Source organism: Variovorax paradoxus EPS, assembly GCF_000184745.1.
In the GTDB taxonomy this organism is placed as follows: domain Bacteria; phylum Pseudomonadota; class Gammaproteobacteria; order Burkholderiales; family Burkholderiaceae_C; genus Variovorax; species Variovorax paradoxus_C.
In genome coordinates this window covers 2,082,985-2,097,394 of record NC_014931.1, presented here as the reverse complement: position 1 = coordinate 2,097,394, position 14,410 = coordinate 2,082,985, and the positions used below count along the sequence as shown (strand labels likewise).

General features: G+C 66.4%; 14 protein-coding genes. 7 read left to right on the top strand and 7 right to left on the bottom strand.

The genetic code is table 11. The annotated features are described in order from the left end of the window. Positions 1-51: 51 nt before the first annotated feature. From VARPA_RS09555 to VARPA_RS09525, 7 genes are all read right to left on the bottom strand, one after another. A complete protein-coding gene (locus tag VARPA_RS09555) occupies positions 52-1,149 on the bottom strand; it encodes an SMP-30/gluconolactonase/LRE family protein (protein WP_013540353.1) in 1,098 nt (365 codons plus the stop codon). A gap of 49 nt (positions 1,150-1,198) precedes the next feature. Further along, complete coding sequence (gudD, locus tag VARPA_RS09550; RefSeq protein WP_013540352.1) at positions 1,199-2,557, bottom strand: glucarate dehydratase; 1,359 nt, start codon at positions 2,555-2,557, stop codon at positions 1,199-1,201. Between the two features lie 15 nt (positions 2,558-2,572). After that, positions 2,573-3,559 (bottom strand): Bug family tripartite tricarboxylate transporter substrate binding protein, encoded by a 987-nt coding sequence (locus tag VARPA_RS09545; RefSeq protein WP_013540351.1) that lies wholly within the window; start codon positions 3,557-3,559, stop codon positions 2,573-2,575. A gap of 13 nt (positions 3,560-3,572) precedes the next feature. Next, on the bottom strand, positions 3,573-4,028 hold the full coding sequence (locus VARPA_RS09540) for a nuclear transport factor 2 family protein (RefSeq protein ID WP_013540350.1): 456 nt from the start codon (positions 4,026-4,028) through the stop codon (positions 3,573-3,575). A 63-nt stretch (positions 4,029-4,091) separates the two neighbouring features. After that, positions 4,092-5,003: a 5-dehydro-4-deoxyglucarate dehydratase gene (kdgD, locus tag VARPA_RS09535; RefSeq protein WP_013540349.1), complete on the bottom strand. Its 912-nt coding sequence runs from the start codon at positions 5,001-5,003 to the stop codon at positions 4,092-4,094. A gap of 148 nt (positions 5,004-5,151) precedes the next feature. After that, positions 5,152-6,141 carry a Bug family tripartite tricarboxylate transporter substrate binding protein gene (locus VARPA_RS09530; RefSeq protein ID WP_013540348.1) on the bottom strand — a complete coding sequence of 330 codons (990 nt, stop codon included), beginning with the start codon at positions 6,139-6,141 and terminating at the stop codon, positions 5,152-5,154. Between the two features lie 124 nt (positions 6,142-6,265). Continuing rightward, the gene (locus VARPA_RS09525) at positions 6,266-7,123 is read right to left on the bottom strand and encodes a FadR/GntR family transcriptional regulator (protein ID WP_013540347.1); all 858 of its coding nucleotides are present in this window, start codon (positions 7,121-7,123) and stop codon (positions 6,266-6,268) included. Positions 7,124-7,294: 171 nt separating this feature from the next. On the opposite strand from VARPA_RS09525, the gene VARPA_RS09520 reads away from it, so the two are divergent. The 7 genes from VARPA_RS09520 to VARPA_RS09490 all read left to right on the top strand — a co-directional run bounded on the left by VARPA_RS09520 (position 7,295) and on the right by VARPA_RS09490 (position 14,360). Further along, positions 7,295-8,122, top strand: coding sequence for an NAD-dependent epimerase/dehydratase family protein (locus VARPA_RS09520; protein ID WP_013540346.1), 828 nt, complete (start codon positions 7,295-7,297; stop codon positions 8,120-8,122). Next, entirely contained in the window at positions 8,112-9,002 is an 891-nt protein-coding gene (locus tag VARPA_RS09515) for an SMP-30/gluconolactonase/LRE family protein (RefSeq protein ID WP_013540345.1), read from the top strand. The genes VARPA_RS09520 and VARPA_RS09515 overlap by 11 nt, the downstream gene beginning before the upstream one ends. Before the next feature lie 65 nt (positions 9,003-9,067). After that, positions 9,068-10,045: a TRAP transporter substrate-binding protein gene (locus VARPA_RS09510; protein ID WP_013540344.1), complete on the top strand. Its 978-nt coding sequence runs from the start codon at positions 9,068-9,070 to the stop codon at positions 10,043-10,045. 143 nt (positions 10,046-10,188) lie between these two features. After that, entirely contained in the window at positions 10,189-10,677 is a 489-nt protein-coding gene (locus VARPA_RS09505; RefSeq protein WP_013540343.1) for a TRAP transporter small permease, read from the top strand. Between the two features lie 8 nt (positions 10,678-10,685). Next, positions 10,686-11,981: a TRAP transporter large permease gene (locus VARPA_RS09500; RefSeq protein WP_013540342.1), complete on the top strand. Its 1,296-nt coding sequence runs from the start codon at positions 10,686-10,688 to the stop codon at positions 11,979-11,981. 19 nt (positions 11,982-12,000) lie between these two features. Next, complete coding sequence (garD, locus tag VARPA_RS09495; RefSeq protein WP_013540341.1) at positions 12,001-13,578, top strand: galactarate dehydratase; 1,578 nt, start codon at positions 12,001-12,003, stop codon at positions 13,576-13,578. Positions 13,579-13,598: 20 nt separating this feature from the next. Further along, a complete protein-coding gene (locus tag VARPA_RS09490; RefSeq protein ID WP_013540340.1) occupies positions 13,599-14,360 on the top strand; it encodes an SDR family NAD(P)-dependent oxidoreductase in 762 nt (253 codons plus the stop codon). The last annotated feature ends 50 nt before the right edge of the window (positions 14,361-14,410 follow it).

Here is a 14,410-nt window from a genome sequence, read left to right as displayed (position 1 = left end):
CGATGTCCTTTGTTTGTCTGTTGCGGTGATGGTTTTTCTGAAGTCCGGCGGCTAGGTGGCGCCTTCGGACTCCACGTAGAGGGCGTACAGCGAATGGCTGGCCGCCATGTAGAGGCGATTGTTCTTCGGGCCACCGAACGTGAGGTTAGCGCAGCGCTCGGGCAGGCGGATGAAACCGATGGGCTTTCCCTGCGAGTTGAAGATCTTGACGCCATCGAGGTCTTCGGACTTCGCGAGCGGCTGATAGACCTTCATGCCGTTGCCGGCATCGGTGGGCTCGGACGCCAACGCGCCGTTCCAGCCCCAGCCCATCCAGATATTGCCGTCGCGGTCGACACGAAAACCGTCGAGCGCGGCCGCGCCCACGCCGTCGATCAGCTTGGCCTTGTTCGACACGCTGCCGTCGGCCGCCACGTCGTAGCTCCAGAGGCTGCGGTTGGGCGTGCCCTTCCATTCGATGACGTAGAGCTTTTTTTCGTCCGGCGAGAAGGCCAGGCCGTTCGGGTTGACGAGGTCGGTGATCACTGCCGAGAGCTGGCCGTCGGGCGCGAGCCGGTACACGTTGGTCGTCGCCTGCTCGGGCGTGGCCCGGTCGCCTTCCCAGGTGCCCGAGATGCCGAAGAGCGGATCGGTGAACCACACGGTGTCGTCCGACTTCACGACCACGTCGTTCGGCGCATTCAGCCGCTTGCCCTGGAAGCGGTCGGCCAGCACGGTCATGCGTCCGTCGTGCTCGGTGCGCACCACGCGCCGCGTCAGCGAATGCTCGCAACTGATCAGGCGCCCCTGGCGGTCGCGCGTATTGCCGTTGCAGTGATTGACGTTCGACTTGTGGACCTTGAATTCGCCGGTCTTTTCCTCGTAGCGCATCAGCCGGTTGTTCGGGATGTCGCTGCAGATCAGCCAGCCTTCGCGCGGCATGTACACAGGACCTTCGGCCCAGCGCATGCCCGTGCCGACCTGCTCGAGCGTGCTGCTGTAGAGGCGGTACTTGGCGAAGCTCGGATCGAGGATCAGCACTGCCGGGTCGGGGTAGCGCTGCTGCGGCTTGTAGGGAAACGATTGGGCGCCCGCGGCGGCAGCCACCGCGCCGAGTGCCGAGCCGGCGGCCGCCTGGAGCAGGCGACGGCGATCCATGTGGTTGTTCATGCAGTCTCCTGGGATGTCGAAGCCGCCGACGCGCAAAGGCACCGGGCACTCAGCGGACCATGCAGGGCCGCTTGTTGTCGAAGGTCCAATTGGGGATCAGGTATTGCATGGCCTGCGCATCGTTGCGCGCGCCCAAGCCGTGCTTCAGGTAGAGCTGGTGCGCCTTTTCGACTTCGGCCATGTCGAGTTCGATGCCGAGGCCACCGCGCGTCGGCACCTTCACGAAGCCCTCTTCGATCTGCAGCGGCGCCTTCGTCAGGCGCTGGCCGTCCTGCCAGATCCAGTGCGTGTCGATGGCCGTCACCTTGCCGGGTGCGGCAGCGGCCACGTGCGTGAACATCGCGAGCGACACGTCGAAGTGGTTGTTCGAATGCGAGCCCCAGGTGAGGCCCCAGGCCTGGCACAGCTGCGCCACGCGCACCGAGCCCTGCATGGTCCAGAAATGCGGATCGGCCAGCGGAATGTCGACCGACTGCAGCGAGAGGCTGTGCACCATCTCGCGCCAGTCGGTGGCGACCATGTTGGTCGCGGTCGGCAGGCCGGTGGCGCGGCGGAACTCGGCCATCACTTCGCGGCCGGAGAACACGCCTTCGGCGCCGCACGGGTCTTCGGCATAGGCCATCACGCCGTGCAGGTCACGGCACAGGCGGATCGCGTCAGCCAGCAGCCAGCCGCCGTTCGGATCGAGCGTGACGCGCGCCTTCGGAAAGCGTTCGTGCAGCGCGCGGATCGCTTCGACTTCTTCCTCGCCGCGCAGCACGCCGCCCTTCAACTTGAAGTCGGTGAAGCCGTAGCGCGCATGCGTCGCTTCAGCGAGACGCACGATGGCCTCGGGCGTCATCGCCTCTTCGTGGCGCAGGCGGAACCAGTCGTTGTCCGCACCCGGGTCAGTCTCGTACGCCAGGTCGGTCTTCGTGCGGTCGCCCACGTAGAAGAGGTAGCCGAGCATCTGCACCGCGTCGCGCTGCTGGCCTTCGCCGAGCAGGGCCGCAACGGGCACTTCGAGGAACTGGCCCAGCAGGTCGAGCAGCGCGGCCTCGACGGCGGTGACCGCATGGATGGTCACGCGCAGGTCGAAGGTCTGCTGGCCGCGGCCGCCGCTGTCGCGGCCGGCGAAAGCGCTGCGCAGGCTGTTGAGCACCGCGTTGTGGCGGCCGATGGGTTGGCCGACGATGAGGTCGCGCGCGTCTTCGAGCGTCTGGCGGATCTTCTCGCCACCCGGCACTTCGCCCACGCCGGTGTGGCCGGCGCTGTCGGTCAGGATCAAGAGGTTGCGCGTGAAGAACGGGCCGTGCGCGCCGCTCAGGTTCATCAGCATGCTGTCGTGGCCCGCGACGGGGACCACGCGCATGCCGGTGACGACGGGCGCGCCCGACACGACTTTGGAAACGGATTCAGGACTTGTCATCTTCGGGCTGGGGCCTCAGTCGGCAGTGATGTGGCGGGTGTCGATCAATGTCTTCCAGCGCGCCCATTCGCGCAACTGGAAAGCGGTGAAGTCTTCGGGCGTGCTCGCGACGATTTCGAGGCCCTGGTCGAGCATGCGCTTCTTCGTCTCGGGGTCCTGCATCGCGGCGATGACCGCGTCGCTCAGCTTCTTCTTCAGCGCAGGCGGCAGGCCCTTCGGCGCGGCCATGCCCTGCCACGAATAGACCTCCGCGCCCTTCACGCCCGCCTCGGCCAGCGTGGGCACGTCGGGCAGCACGGGCGAGCGCTTGTCGCCGGTGACGGCAATCGCGCGCAGCTTGCCCGCGCGGATGTGCGGCAGCACGGCATTCACGTTCTGGAACGAGAAGTCGACCTGGTTGCCCAAGAGGTCGTTCACCGCCGGCGCGCCGCCCTTGTAGGGCACGTGCACGCCTTCGGTCTTGGTCTGCTGCCAGAAGAGTTCGGCCGACAGGTGATCGGAGGAGCCGTTGCCCGAGCTCGCGAACGAGACCTTGCCCGGCGTCTTGCGCAAGAGCGCGAGCACGTCGGCCACGGTGTGCTCGGGCCGCGCGACATTCGCGACGAGCACGTTGGGCGCCTGCACGGGCACGCTGATGTAGTCGAAGTCCTTCGTCGCGTCGTAGGGCACGCTCTTCTGCAGGTGCGGCGTGACGACGAAGGCGCCGAGCGACGACACCAGCAGCGTGTAGCCGTCAGGCAGTGCGCGCCTGACGAAGCCGGTGCCGATGGTGCCCGTGGCGCCCGGGCGGTTGTCGACGACGAAGCTGCCGCCGAGCCTGGTCTGCAGTTGCAGCGCCAGCGCGCGCGCCACCATGTCGGTGGAGCCGCCGGCGGGGAACGGCACGATGATGGTCACGGGTTTCTGCTGCGGCCATGCGTCGGCTTGCGCCGAGGCATGCAGGGGCAGCATCGCGGTGGCGGCGAGCACGAGGCCCGTCGCAAGAAGCTCTCGTCTCTTCATCCGTTGCTCCCGATCAGGAGGGAAGGCGAACAGCCTGGCGCGCGAGCAGCTTCCAGTTGCCGCCCTGCTTCTGCCAGACACCGAGGATCTTCAGCGCGACCTTGCCGGGCTTGCCCGAGTCGTTGGTGTCGGCCGCAAGCGAGTGGCGCACGATGGCCGTGTTGGCATCGACCACCTTGATGGTCTGCTCGGTGATCGTGATCGTCACGAAGTCCGACTTGCCGTCGAGCAGGTCGCTGATGAAGCTGGCCTTGGTGTCGACCTTGCCGCCCGAGTGGCCGTAGCTCAGGTCGTCGGCCACCAGCGCGCCGAGCGCGGCGGCGGTCGGGTCGACCATGGCGATGCGCAGGCGCTCGGCGGCCGCGGCCACCGACGCCTGGTCCGACGCGCCACCGCCCGCGGGCATCATGGCGCAGCCGGTGAACACGATGGCCGAAGCGGCGATGAGGAAGAGTTTCTTGATGAGCATGTCGTTATCTCCTGTTGTTGTGAATTGGTGTCGTCGACGGCAAAGCGAAACTTCCGAGGCTTCTTACTGTGGGCCGAGCGTGGCGATCAGCGCCTTCAGCTCTTCCATCTCGGCGGGCTTGAGGTCGGTGAGCGGTGCGCGCACCGGGCCCGCGTCGTGGCCGACGATCTTGGCGCCGGCCTTGACGATGCTCACTGCGTAGCCCGGCGTGCGGTTGCGCAGCTCGAGGTAGGGCATGAAGAAGTTCTTCAGCAGGCGGTGCTGCGTGGCCATGTCGTCGTTGGCGACCGCGTGATAGAAGTCCATCGCCGTCTTGGGGATGAAGTTGAAGACGGCCGACGAGTACACCGGCGTGCCCATGGCCTTGTAGGCCGCGGCATAGACCTCGGCGGTCGGCAGGCCGCCGAGATACGCGAAGCGGTCGCCCATCTTCTGGTAGATCGCGACCATCGCCTCGATGTCGCCCACGCCGTCCTTGAAGCCGACGAGGTTCGGGTTGCGTTCGGCCAGGCCCGCGAGCGTGTCGGGCTTCAGGCGGCTCGACGCGCGGTTGTAGACGATCACGCCGAACTTCACGCTCTTGCACACGGCCTCGACGTGCGCGGCCAGGCCTTCCTGGCCGGCTTCGGTGAGGTAGTGCGGCAGCAGCAGGACGCCGTGCGCGCCGGCCTTCTCGGCCGCTTGCGCGCACTGGATGGCAAAGCGCGTCGGGCCGCCAGCGCCGGCAATGATCGGCACCACGCCGCGGCAGGTGTCGACGGCCGTCTGGATGATGCCGGGGTACTCGTCGCCGGTCAGCGAGAAGAACTCGCCCGTGCCGCCCGCGGCGAACAGCGCGCTCGCGCCGTAGGGCGCCAGCCATTCGAGGCGCTCGACGTACCCCTTCTTGTTGAAGTCGCCGTTGCTGTCGAAGTCGGTCAACGGGAACGAGAGCAGGCCGGAGCCCATGATGGTCTTGAGTTCTTGCGGGTTCATCGGGAATTCCAGGAAATAGTTAAGAGAAAAATTCAGAAAGCGGGAAGGCGGCCGCCGCCGGGCCGCCCCAAGGCGAGCCGCGCCTCCCCCTTAAGGGGTGGCGAATTACACGGAGCGCAGCGAGTGAAAAGCCGGGGGGCAAACATGACTAGTCGAGCTTGACGTTGGCCTCTTTGATGACTTGCGCCCAGCGCGCGCGCTCCTTGGCGAAGAACTGGTCCTGCTCGGGCGCGCTCATGGTCACGACCTCGGCGCCCTGCCCTGCCAGGCGGGCACGGATGTCGGGGGTGCGGATGATGCGGACCAGTTCCTTGTTGAACCGGGCGACCACCGCATCGGGCGTGCCGCGCGCGGCGACCACACCCTGCCAGGTGCCCGACTCGTAGCCGGGAACGCCCTGCTCCGAGATGGTCGGCACGTTGCCGATCAACGGCATGCGGGTGGGCTTGGACACCGCGATCAGCTTGAGCTTGCCGCTCTGCACATGCGGGTAGGTGGCGAGCATGCCGTTCATCAGCACCTGCGTCTGGCCGGCGACGGTGTCGAGCACGGCCTGCACGCCGCCCTTGTAGGGCACGTATTCCCACTTGGCGCCGCTCTTGCGCTGCAGTTCGACGCCGGCCAGGTGCGCGGTGCTGCCGCTGGCGGTCACGGCGAAGTTGAAATCGCTCCTCTTCGACAGTTCGACCAGTTCCTTCAGCGTATTGGCCTGCACCGAGGGATGCACCACCAGGAGGTGCGGCGAGTAGGCCAGCATGGCCACGCTGCGCAGGTCCTTGGTCGGGTCGAAAGGCAGCTTGGGGTACAGCGACGGGCTGATGGCCAGCGCGCCGAGGTCGCACAACATGAGCGTGTGGCCGTCGGCCGGGGCCTTGGCGAGCATGTCGGCGCCCAGGTTGCCGTTGGCGCCCGCGCGGTTCTCGATCACCACGGGCTGGCCCAGCGCGTCCGACAGCGGCTGGCTGATCGAGCGCGCAATGATGTCGGACGAGCCGCCCGGCGGATAAGGAACGATGAGCCGGATCGGCTTGGAAGGCCAGTTGCCGCCGCCGCTCTGCGCAAAGGTGCGCGCCGGCAGGCTGGCGGCCAGGGTCGTGGCAAGGGCGGCGCCCAGTGCGCCGCGTCGATTGATGGTCATGCGGATGCCTCCAGTTGTTCGATGTGTGCCATGGCTTCGCCCGAGGTCAGAGCGAGAGATCAGTCATCGTACAACTACAAAAACAAGTTGTCCAGACTTGGTCCCAAAAAATTCCGCGAAGGGGTTAGTTGTCGGACGAAGCGGCGTCGCCGCCGCCCTTGCCAGCCGCGCCCGAACCTTCGGCTTTCGCCTTTTGCTGCTGCGCGGCCTCTTGCGCCATGCGCAGGCGCTCGCGGCTGTTGGTCAGGTGGATGCGCATGGCTGCGCGGGCCGACTCGGGATCGCGGCGCGCGATGGCCGCATAGATTTCTTCGTGCTCGCGATTGACGCGGCTCAGGTACGCGCCGCCGTCCTGGATGCGGATGGCGCTGATGCGCGTACGCGGAATGATCGTGGTGCCCAGGTGCCGCATGATGTCGGCGAAATACGGGTTGCCGGTCGACTGCGCGATCTGCAGGTGAAAGCGGAAATCGGGCGCGACGGTGTCGCCGGCGATCGTCACGTTGTGCTCGAAATCATCGAGTGCCTGGCGCATGGCGACCAGTTGCTCCTCGGTGCGCCGGCTCGCGGCAAGCCCGGCGGATTCCGTCTCGAGGCTGATGCGCAGCTCCAACACGGCCAGCACATCGACGGAAGCGGCAATTTCGCCCGGATCGAGGCGAAACACCCCGCCCGGCCGCGGCTGCAGAACAAAAGTGCCCACGCCATGCAGCGTTTCGACCAGCCCGCCCGCCTGCAATTTGGAGAGCGCCTCGCGCACCACGGTGCGGCTGACACCATAGGCCTGCATGATGGCCGACTCGGTGGGGAGCTTGTCGCCCGGGCGCAGCGACTGGCTGCGGATCTTCTCGCCCAGGTCTTCCACCAGCCCGTGCGCCAGACCGCGGGCACGCTGGCGCGGCCGCCCCACGAAGGGGGCGCCACCGGCGACTTCTGTCGCCGCATCGGTTACCAAGGGATTACCCGCAGTCGTCTGGACCATGGCCACGATAATAATCTCCAATTAGTTGTACGACAACAGATAACTCATCACCTGGATTGCTCTGACGGCCGTTTCGTGACGTATTGCGACCTGACTGCCCCGGCATCGTAACGGCGGCTCCGGCGAAAGCATTCCACCGCTTCACCCTTCATCACACCCGAAAAAACGTCGATGTCCCCACAAGCTTCCAACAACAAGCTCGATCGGCTGCTGCTGACGGGCGCCGCCGGCGGCCTCGGCAAGGTGCTGCGCGAGCGGCTCAAGCCTTATGCGAGGGTGCTTCGCCTCTCGGACATCGCATCGCTGGCACCGGCCGCCGACGCGAGCGAAGAAGTCGTGCCCTGCGATCTCTCGGACAAGGCCGCGGTGCATGCGCTGCTGGAAGGCTGCGACGCGATCGTGCACCTGGGCGGCGTGTCGGTCGAGCGGCCGTTCGAGGAAATCCTCGAAGCCAACATCAAGGGCATCTTCAACGTCTACGAAGCCGCGCGCCGCCACGGCGTCAAGCGCGTGGTGTTCGCGAGCTCCAACCACGTGATCGGCTTCTACAAGCAGACCGAGCACATCGATGCGCACGCGGCGCGCCGGCCCGACGGCTACTACGGCCTGTCCAAGTCCTTCGGCGAGGACATGGCGCAGTTCTACTTCGACCGCTGGGGCATCGAGACGGTGAGCATCCGCATCGGCTCGTCGTTCCCCGAGCCGCTCAACCGCCGGATGATGAGCACCTGGCTCAGCTACCGCGACCTGACGACGCTGATCGAGAAGTCGCTCTTCACGCCCGACGTGAAGCACACCGTCGTCTACGGCATGTCGGCCAACCGCGACGTGTGGTGGGACAACAGCGCTGCCGCGCACCTGGGCTTCGTGCCGCAGGACGGCTCCGAGGTGTTCCGCGACAAGGTCGAGGCGCAGCCGCCGGTGGCGCCGACCGATCCGAACGCCATCTACCAGGGCGGCGCCTTCACCGCGCAAGGCCCGTTCGGCGATGAAGGCTGAGCTCGTTCTCGATGCGCGCAACGGCACCGGCGAAAGCCCGGTGTGGCATGCCGCGGAGCAGGCGCTCTACTGGGTGGACATTCCCGCGCGCGCACTGAACCGCTGGCATGCGAGCGAAGGCCACGCGCAGTGGCATGCGAATGAAATGATCGCCTGCATCGCGCCGCGCGCCGACCAGCCCGGCGCATGGATCGCCGGCATGGAAAGCGGTCTGTTTTCGCTGCAGCCCAAGGCCGAAGGCACGCTCGCAGCCACCTCGCTCGCGCCCGTCGCGCACGCCGCACCGGCCATGCGCTTCAACGACGGCCGCTGCGACCGCCAGGGCCGCTTCTGGGCCGGCACGATGCTGCTGGACATGGCCGCTGGCGCACGCGTCGGCCGCCTCTACAGCTACGGCAAGGGCGGCGACAACGCGACCCAGCAGCTGGACGATCTCATCGTGCCCAACGGCCTCGCATTCAGCCCCGATGGCCGCACGATGTACCTCTCGGACTCGCACCCGAGCGTGCAGGCGATCTGGGCCTTCGACTACGACACCGAGACCGGCACGCCGAGCAACCGCCGTCTCTTCGTCGACATGAAGCCCCTGCCCGGCCGCCCCGACGGCGCGGCCATCGACGTGGACGGCTGCTACTGGATCTGCGGCAACGACGCCGGCCTCGTGCACCGCTTCACGCCCGACGGCCGGCTGGACCGCTCGCTCGAAGTGCCCGTGAAGAAGCCCGCGATGTGCGCGTTCGGAGGCCCGGCGCTCGACACGCTCTTCGTCACCTCGATCCGCCCCGGCGGCATCGACCTAGCAGACCAGCCGTTGGCCGGCGGCGTGTTTGCCCTGCGGCCCGGCGTACAGGGCGTGCCGGAACCGACCTTCGGCAGCTGAGCTTTTTTCCTTCCGCTTCCCCTTTCCTTTTTCTTTTCGATAACCACCACCAGAGGACGAGACAAATGAAGTTCCACAAGACCCTGATCGCACTTGCCGTGGGCGCCGCAGCCGCGCTCACCACGCTGGCTGCCAGCGCCACCGAATTCCGCTCGGCCGACATCCACCCCGACGACTACCCCACCGTGACCGCGGTCAAGTTCATGAGCGAGCGCCTGAAGGCGCTGTCGGGCGGCAAGCACACCATCAAGGTGTTCAACAACAGCTCGCTCGGCAGCGAAAAAGACACCATCGAGCAGACCAAGATCGGCGCGCTGCAGATGGTGCGCGTGAACATCGCCCCGATGAACAACATCTGCGCCGAGACGCAGGTGCCGACCATGCCCTTCCTGTTCCGCTCGGTCGACCATCTGCACAAGGTGCTGGACGGCCCCATCGGCGAGGAAATCCTGAAGTCGTGCGAGAAGCAGGGCTTCGTCGGCCTGGCCTACTACGACAGCGGCGCGCGCTCGATGTTCACCGCCAAGAAGCCGGTGCGCAGCTTTGCCGACATGAAGGGCCTGAAGGTCCGCGTGCAGCAGTCCGACTTGTGGGTCTCGATGCTCGAAGCAATGGGCGCCAACGCCACGCCGATGCCCATGGGCGAGGTGTACACGGGCCTGAAGACTGGCCTGATCGACGCCGCCGAGAACAACTACCCCACCTACGAAAGCGCCCGCGCCTTCGAAGTGGCCAAGTACTACAGCAAGACCGAGCACTCGATGGCGCCCGAGATGCTGCTGTTCTCCAAGCGCGTGTGGGACAAGCTCTCCGCCGAGGAGCAAGGCTGGATCCGCCAGGCCGCCAAGGAGTCGGTGCCCTACATGCGCAAGCAATGGGAAGAGCGCGAAATCAAATCGCTGGCCACGGTGAAGGCCGGCGGCGCCGAGATCATCGAAGTTGACAAGGCGCCGTTCCAGGCCGCGATGAAGCCGGTGTACGACAAGTTCATCACCGACGCGAAGCTCAAGGACCTGGTCAAGCGCGTGCAGGACACGAAGTAAGCAAGTCAGTCGGTTGAATTGGCTCCTTCCCCCGCTGGGGGAAGGCCGGGATGGGGGCACGACGGCGCTGGCATGGCAACGCCGCTTGCCCCCACCCCAACCCTCCCCCAGAGGGGGAGGGAGTAAGAGAGAGAAGAACCTTCATGTACACCAAACTTTGCCGCACCCTCGCCCGTGCCTGCATGTGGTTGGGCATCCTCGGTCTCGTCGCGGTGATCTGCGCGGTGAGCTGGCAGGTGTTCGGCCGCTATGTGCTCAACAACACCCCGACCTGGGCCGAAAGCCTTGCGCTGCTGCTGGTGATCTACGTCACGATGTTCGGCGTGGCCGTCGGCGTGCGCGATGCCGGCCACATCGGCCTCGAATCGTTCCTCGTGCTCGCGCCCGACTGGCTGCGCCTGAAGATGGAATACCTGATCCACGCGCTCATCCTCATCTTCGGCCTGGCCATGGCCTGGAATTGCGCCTCGCTCGCCGAATCGGTGTGGGACTACCGACTGCCCACGTTGTGGATTTCGGAAGGCTGGAAATACGTGCCCGCGTCGATCGCCGGCGTCTTGATCGTGATGTTCTCGATCGAACACATCATCGCTTTGGCCCAAGGCCGCGAAGTAGAACCCGCCTGGGGCTGAACAGCATCATGACGATTCCTCTCCTCATTCTTTGCCTCTCATTCACGGTCTTCCTGCTGCTGGGCGTGCCGGTTGCTTTCTCGATCGGCCTCTCGGCCCTGGCCACGCTGCTCTATGAGGGCCTGCCGCTCGCGGTCGGCTTCCAGCAGATGACCTCGGGCATGGGCATCTTCTCGTTCCTTGCGATTCCGTTCTTCATCTTCGCCGGCGAGCTGATGCTCTACGGCGGCATCGCGGACCGCATCGTCAACTTCGCGCGCAACCTCGTGGGCCATGTGCGCGGCGGCTTGGGCATGTCGAACGTGGTGGCCTGCACGCTGTTCGGCGGCGTCTCGGGTTCGCCCGTGGCGGACGTCTCGGCCATGGGCGCCGTGATGATCCCGATGATGAAGAAGGAGGGCTATCACGCCGACTACGCGGTCAACGTGACGACCCACGCAGCGCTCGTCGGCGCGCTGATGCCGACCAGCCACAACCTGATCATCTATTCGCTCGCGGCGGGCGGCAAGGTGTCGATCGCGGCGCTGATCCTCGCGGCGCTGCTGCCTGCGGCCGTGCTCACCATCAGCAACCTCGCGGCCGCCTACCTGGTGGCGGTGAAGCGCGGCTACCCGGCCGGCAGCTTCCCGGGTTGGGCCATCGTGGCGCGCTCGTTCGCTGCGGCGCTGCCGGGTCTCTTCATCGTGGTGCTGATCCTCGGCGGCATCCTGTCGGGCATCTTCACGGCGACCGAATCGGCAGCGGTGGCGGTGCTCTATGCGCTGGGCCTCACGATCTTCGTGTACCGCACGCTGAAGTGGGAGCACTTCATCAAGGCCGCATCGAAGGCGGTGCGCACCACCGGCGTGATCCTGTTGCTGATCGGTATCTCGAGCACCTTCGGCTACCTCATCAGCCTGTACGGGGTGGCCGAGCTCACGGGCCAGATGCTCTCGCAGATCACGACCACGCCGTGGATGATCTTCCTGCTCATCAACATCATCCTGTTCGTGCTGGGCACCTTCCTGGACATGGCCGCGACGATTCTGCTGTGCACGCCGATCTTCCTGCCGATCGCCCAGCACTACGGCATGACGTCGGTGCAGTTCGGCGTCGTGATGCTGATCAACTGCGCGCTCGGCCTGAACACCCCGCCGGTGGGCACCACGCAGTTCGTCGGTTGCGCGATCGGCGGTGTGTCGGTGGGCACGGTGATGAAGACCATCTGGCCGTTCTACGGCGCGCTGATCTTCGCGCTCGGCGTGGTCACTTTTGTCCCCGCGTTCTCCACCTGGCTGCCCGGCCTCTTCATGGTGGTGAAGTAAAAAAAGAAAGGGCCCCACGATGGCCGAGACGAACACCCGCCCCCCGCTCTACATCCGCATCCATGCGGCCGACAACGTCGCCATCGTCGCGAACGACGGCGGCCTGAAGACAGGCGCGACGTTCGCCGACGGCCTCGTGCTGGTGGACAACGTGCCGCAAGGCCACAAGGTGGCACTCGCCGACCTGGCCGACGGCGATGCCATCGTTCGCTACAACGTGGTGATCGGCTACGCCCAGAAGGCGCTGCCGCGCGGCAGCTGGGTGCATGAGCGCGTGATGCGCATGCCGACGGCGCCCGAGCTCGACGGCCTGCCCATCGCGACGGTCAAGCCCCCTGCCCTGCCGCCGCTGGAGGGCTACACCTTCGAGGGCTACCGCAACGCCGATGGCTCGGTAGGCTCGCGCAACATCCTGGCCATCACGCAGACCGTGCAGTGCGTGGCCGGCGTCACCGAGTTCGCGGTGCAGCGCATCAAGGCCGAACTGCTGCCGAAATTTCCGAACGTCGACGACGTGGTGGCGCTGGAGCACAGCTACGGCTGCGGCGTGGCCATCGACGCGCCCGACGCGATCATTCCGATCCGCACGCTGCGCAACATCAGCTTGAATCCCAACTTCGGCGGCGAGGTGATGGTGGTGAGCCTGGGCTGCGAAAAGCTGCAACCCGAGCGCCTGCTGCCGCCCGGCACCATTCCGATCACGGACCAGCGCGGCGAAGGCGCGACCGATGCGCCGCTCGACGTCGTGTGCCTGCAGGACGACGCGCACGTCGGCTTCATGTCGATGATCGATTCGGTGATGCGCCAGGCCGAGGTGCACCTCGCACGGCTGAACACGCGCCGGCGCGAGACAGTGCCCGCGAGCGAACTCGTGGTGGGCGTGCAGTGCGGCGGCAGCGATGCCTTCTCGGGCGTGACCGCGAACCCGGCCGTGGGCTTTGCGACTGACCTGCTGGTGCGCGCAGGCGCCACCGTGATGTTCTCGGAAACCACCGAGGTGCGCGACGGCATCGACCAGCTCACCTCGCGCGCCTCGTCGCCCGAAGTGGCCGAGGCCATGATCCGCGAGATGGCCTGGTACGACGCCTACCTGCAGAAGGGCCGCGTGGACCGCAGCGCCAACACCACGCCGGGCAACAAGAAGGGTGGGCTCTCCAACATCGTCGAGAAGGCGATGGGCTCGATCGTGAAGTCGGGCTCCGCGCCGATCACGGGCGTGCTCTCGCCCGGCGAGAAGGTCAAGCAGAAGGGCCTGATCTACGCCGCCACACCGGCCAGCGATTTCATCTGCGGCACGCTGCAGTTGGCCGCGGGCATCAACCTGCACATCTTCACCACCGGCCGCGGCACGCCCTATGGCCTCGCCGAAGTGCCGGTCATCAAGGTCGCCACGCGCAGCGACCTCGCACGCCGCTGGCACGACCTGATGGACGTGAACGCGGGCCGCATCGCCGACGGCGACGCAACCATCGAGGACGTGGGCTGGGAGCTGTTCCGTCTGATGCTCGACGTGGCCAGCGGCAAGAAGAAGACCTGGGCGGAGCACTGGAAGCTGCACAACGCGCTCGTGCTGTTCAACCCCGCACCCGTGACCTGACACATCGAAAGGAAGCATCCATGGAAGACCTCAAGGACAAGACCGCGCTCGTCACAGGCGCCAGCACCGGCATCGGCGCAGCGGTGGCCATCGCCTTCGCCGCGCGCGGCATGCGCGTGGCGGTGCACTACAACAGCTCGGCCGACGCCGCGAACCAGGTGGTGGAAACCATCCGCGCCGCCGGCGGCACCGCATTCACGGTAAAGGCCGACGTGCGCGACACCGGTGCGATCCGCGCCTGCGTGAAAGAGAGCGCGGCGCAGCTCGGCCGCATCGACGTGCTGGTGAATAACGCCGGCAGCCTGGTCAAGCGCGTGCCCATCGCCGAGTTCGACGATGCGCTGTTCGACGAGGTGATGCACATCAACGCGCGCTCGGTGCTCGCGTTCTGCCGCGAGGTGGTGCCGCTGATGCGCACGCAGGGCGGCGGCAACATCATCAACGTGACCTCGGTCGCGGCGCGCACCGGCGGCGGGCCGGCCGCGTATCTGTATGCGGGATCGAAGGGCTTCGTGAGCACCGCGACGCACGGCCTCGCGAAGGAACTGGTGGGCGACCGCATCCGCGTGAACGCGGTCGCGCCGGGCGTGATCCAGACGCCCTTTCAAGACCGCTTTTCGACGCCCGCAATGCTGGAGAACTTCAGGGCGAGCATTCCGATGGGCCGCATCGGCGAGCCCGAGGAATGCGTGGGTGCCTTTCTCTATCTCGCCTCGGAGCAGCTCTCGGGCTATGTGACGGGCCAGGTCATCGAGGTGAACGGCGGGCAGTACATGCCCTGAGATTTTTTGGAGAGACGGCCCTCGCCAAGGGGCCGTTCGAGGATCAGATC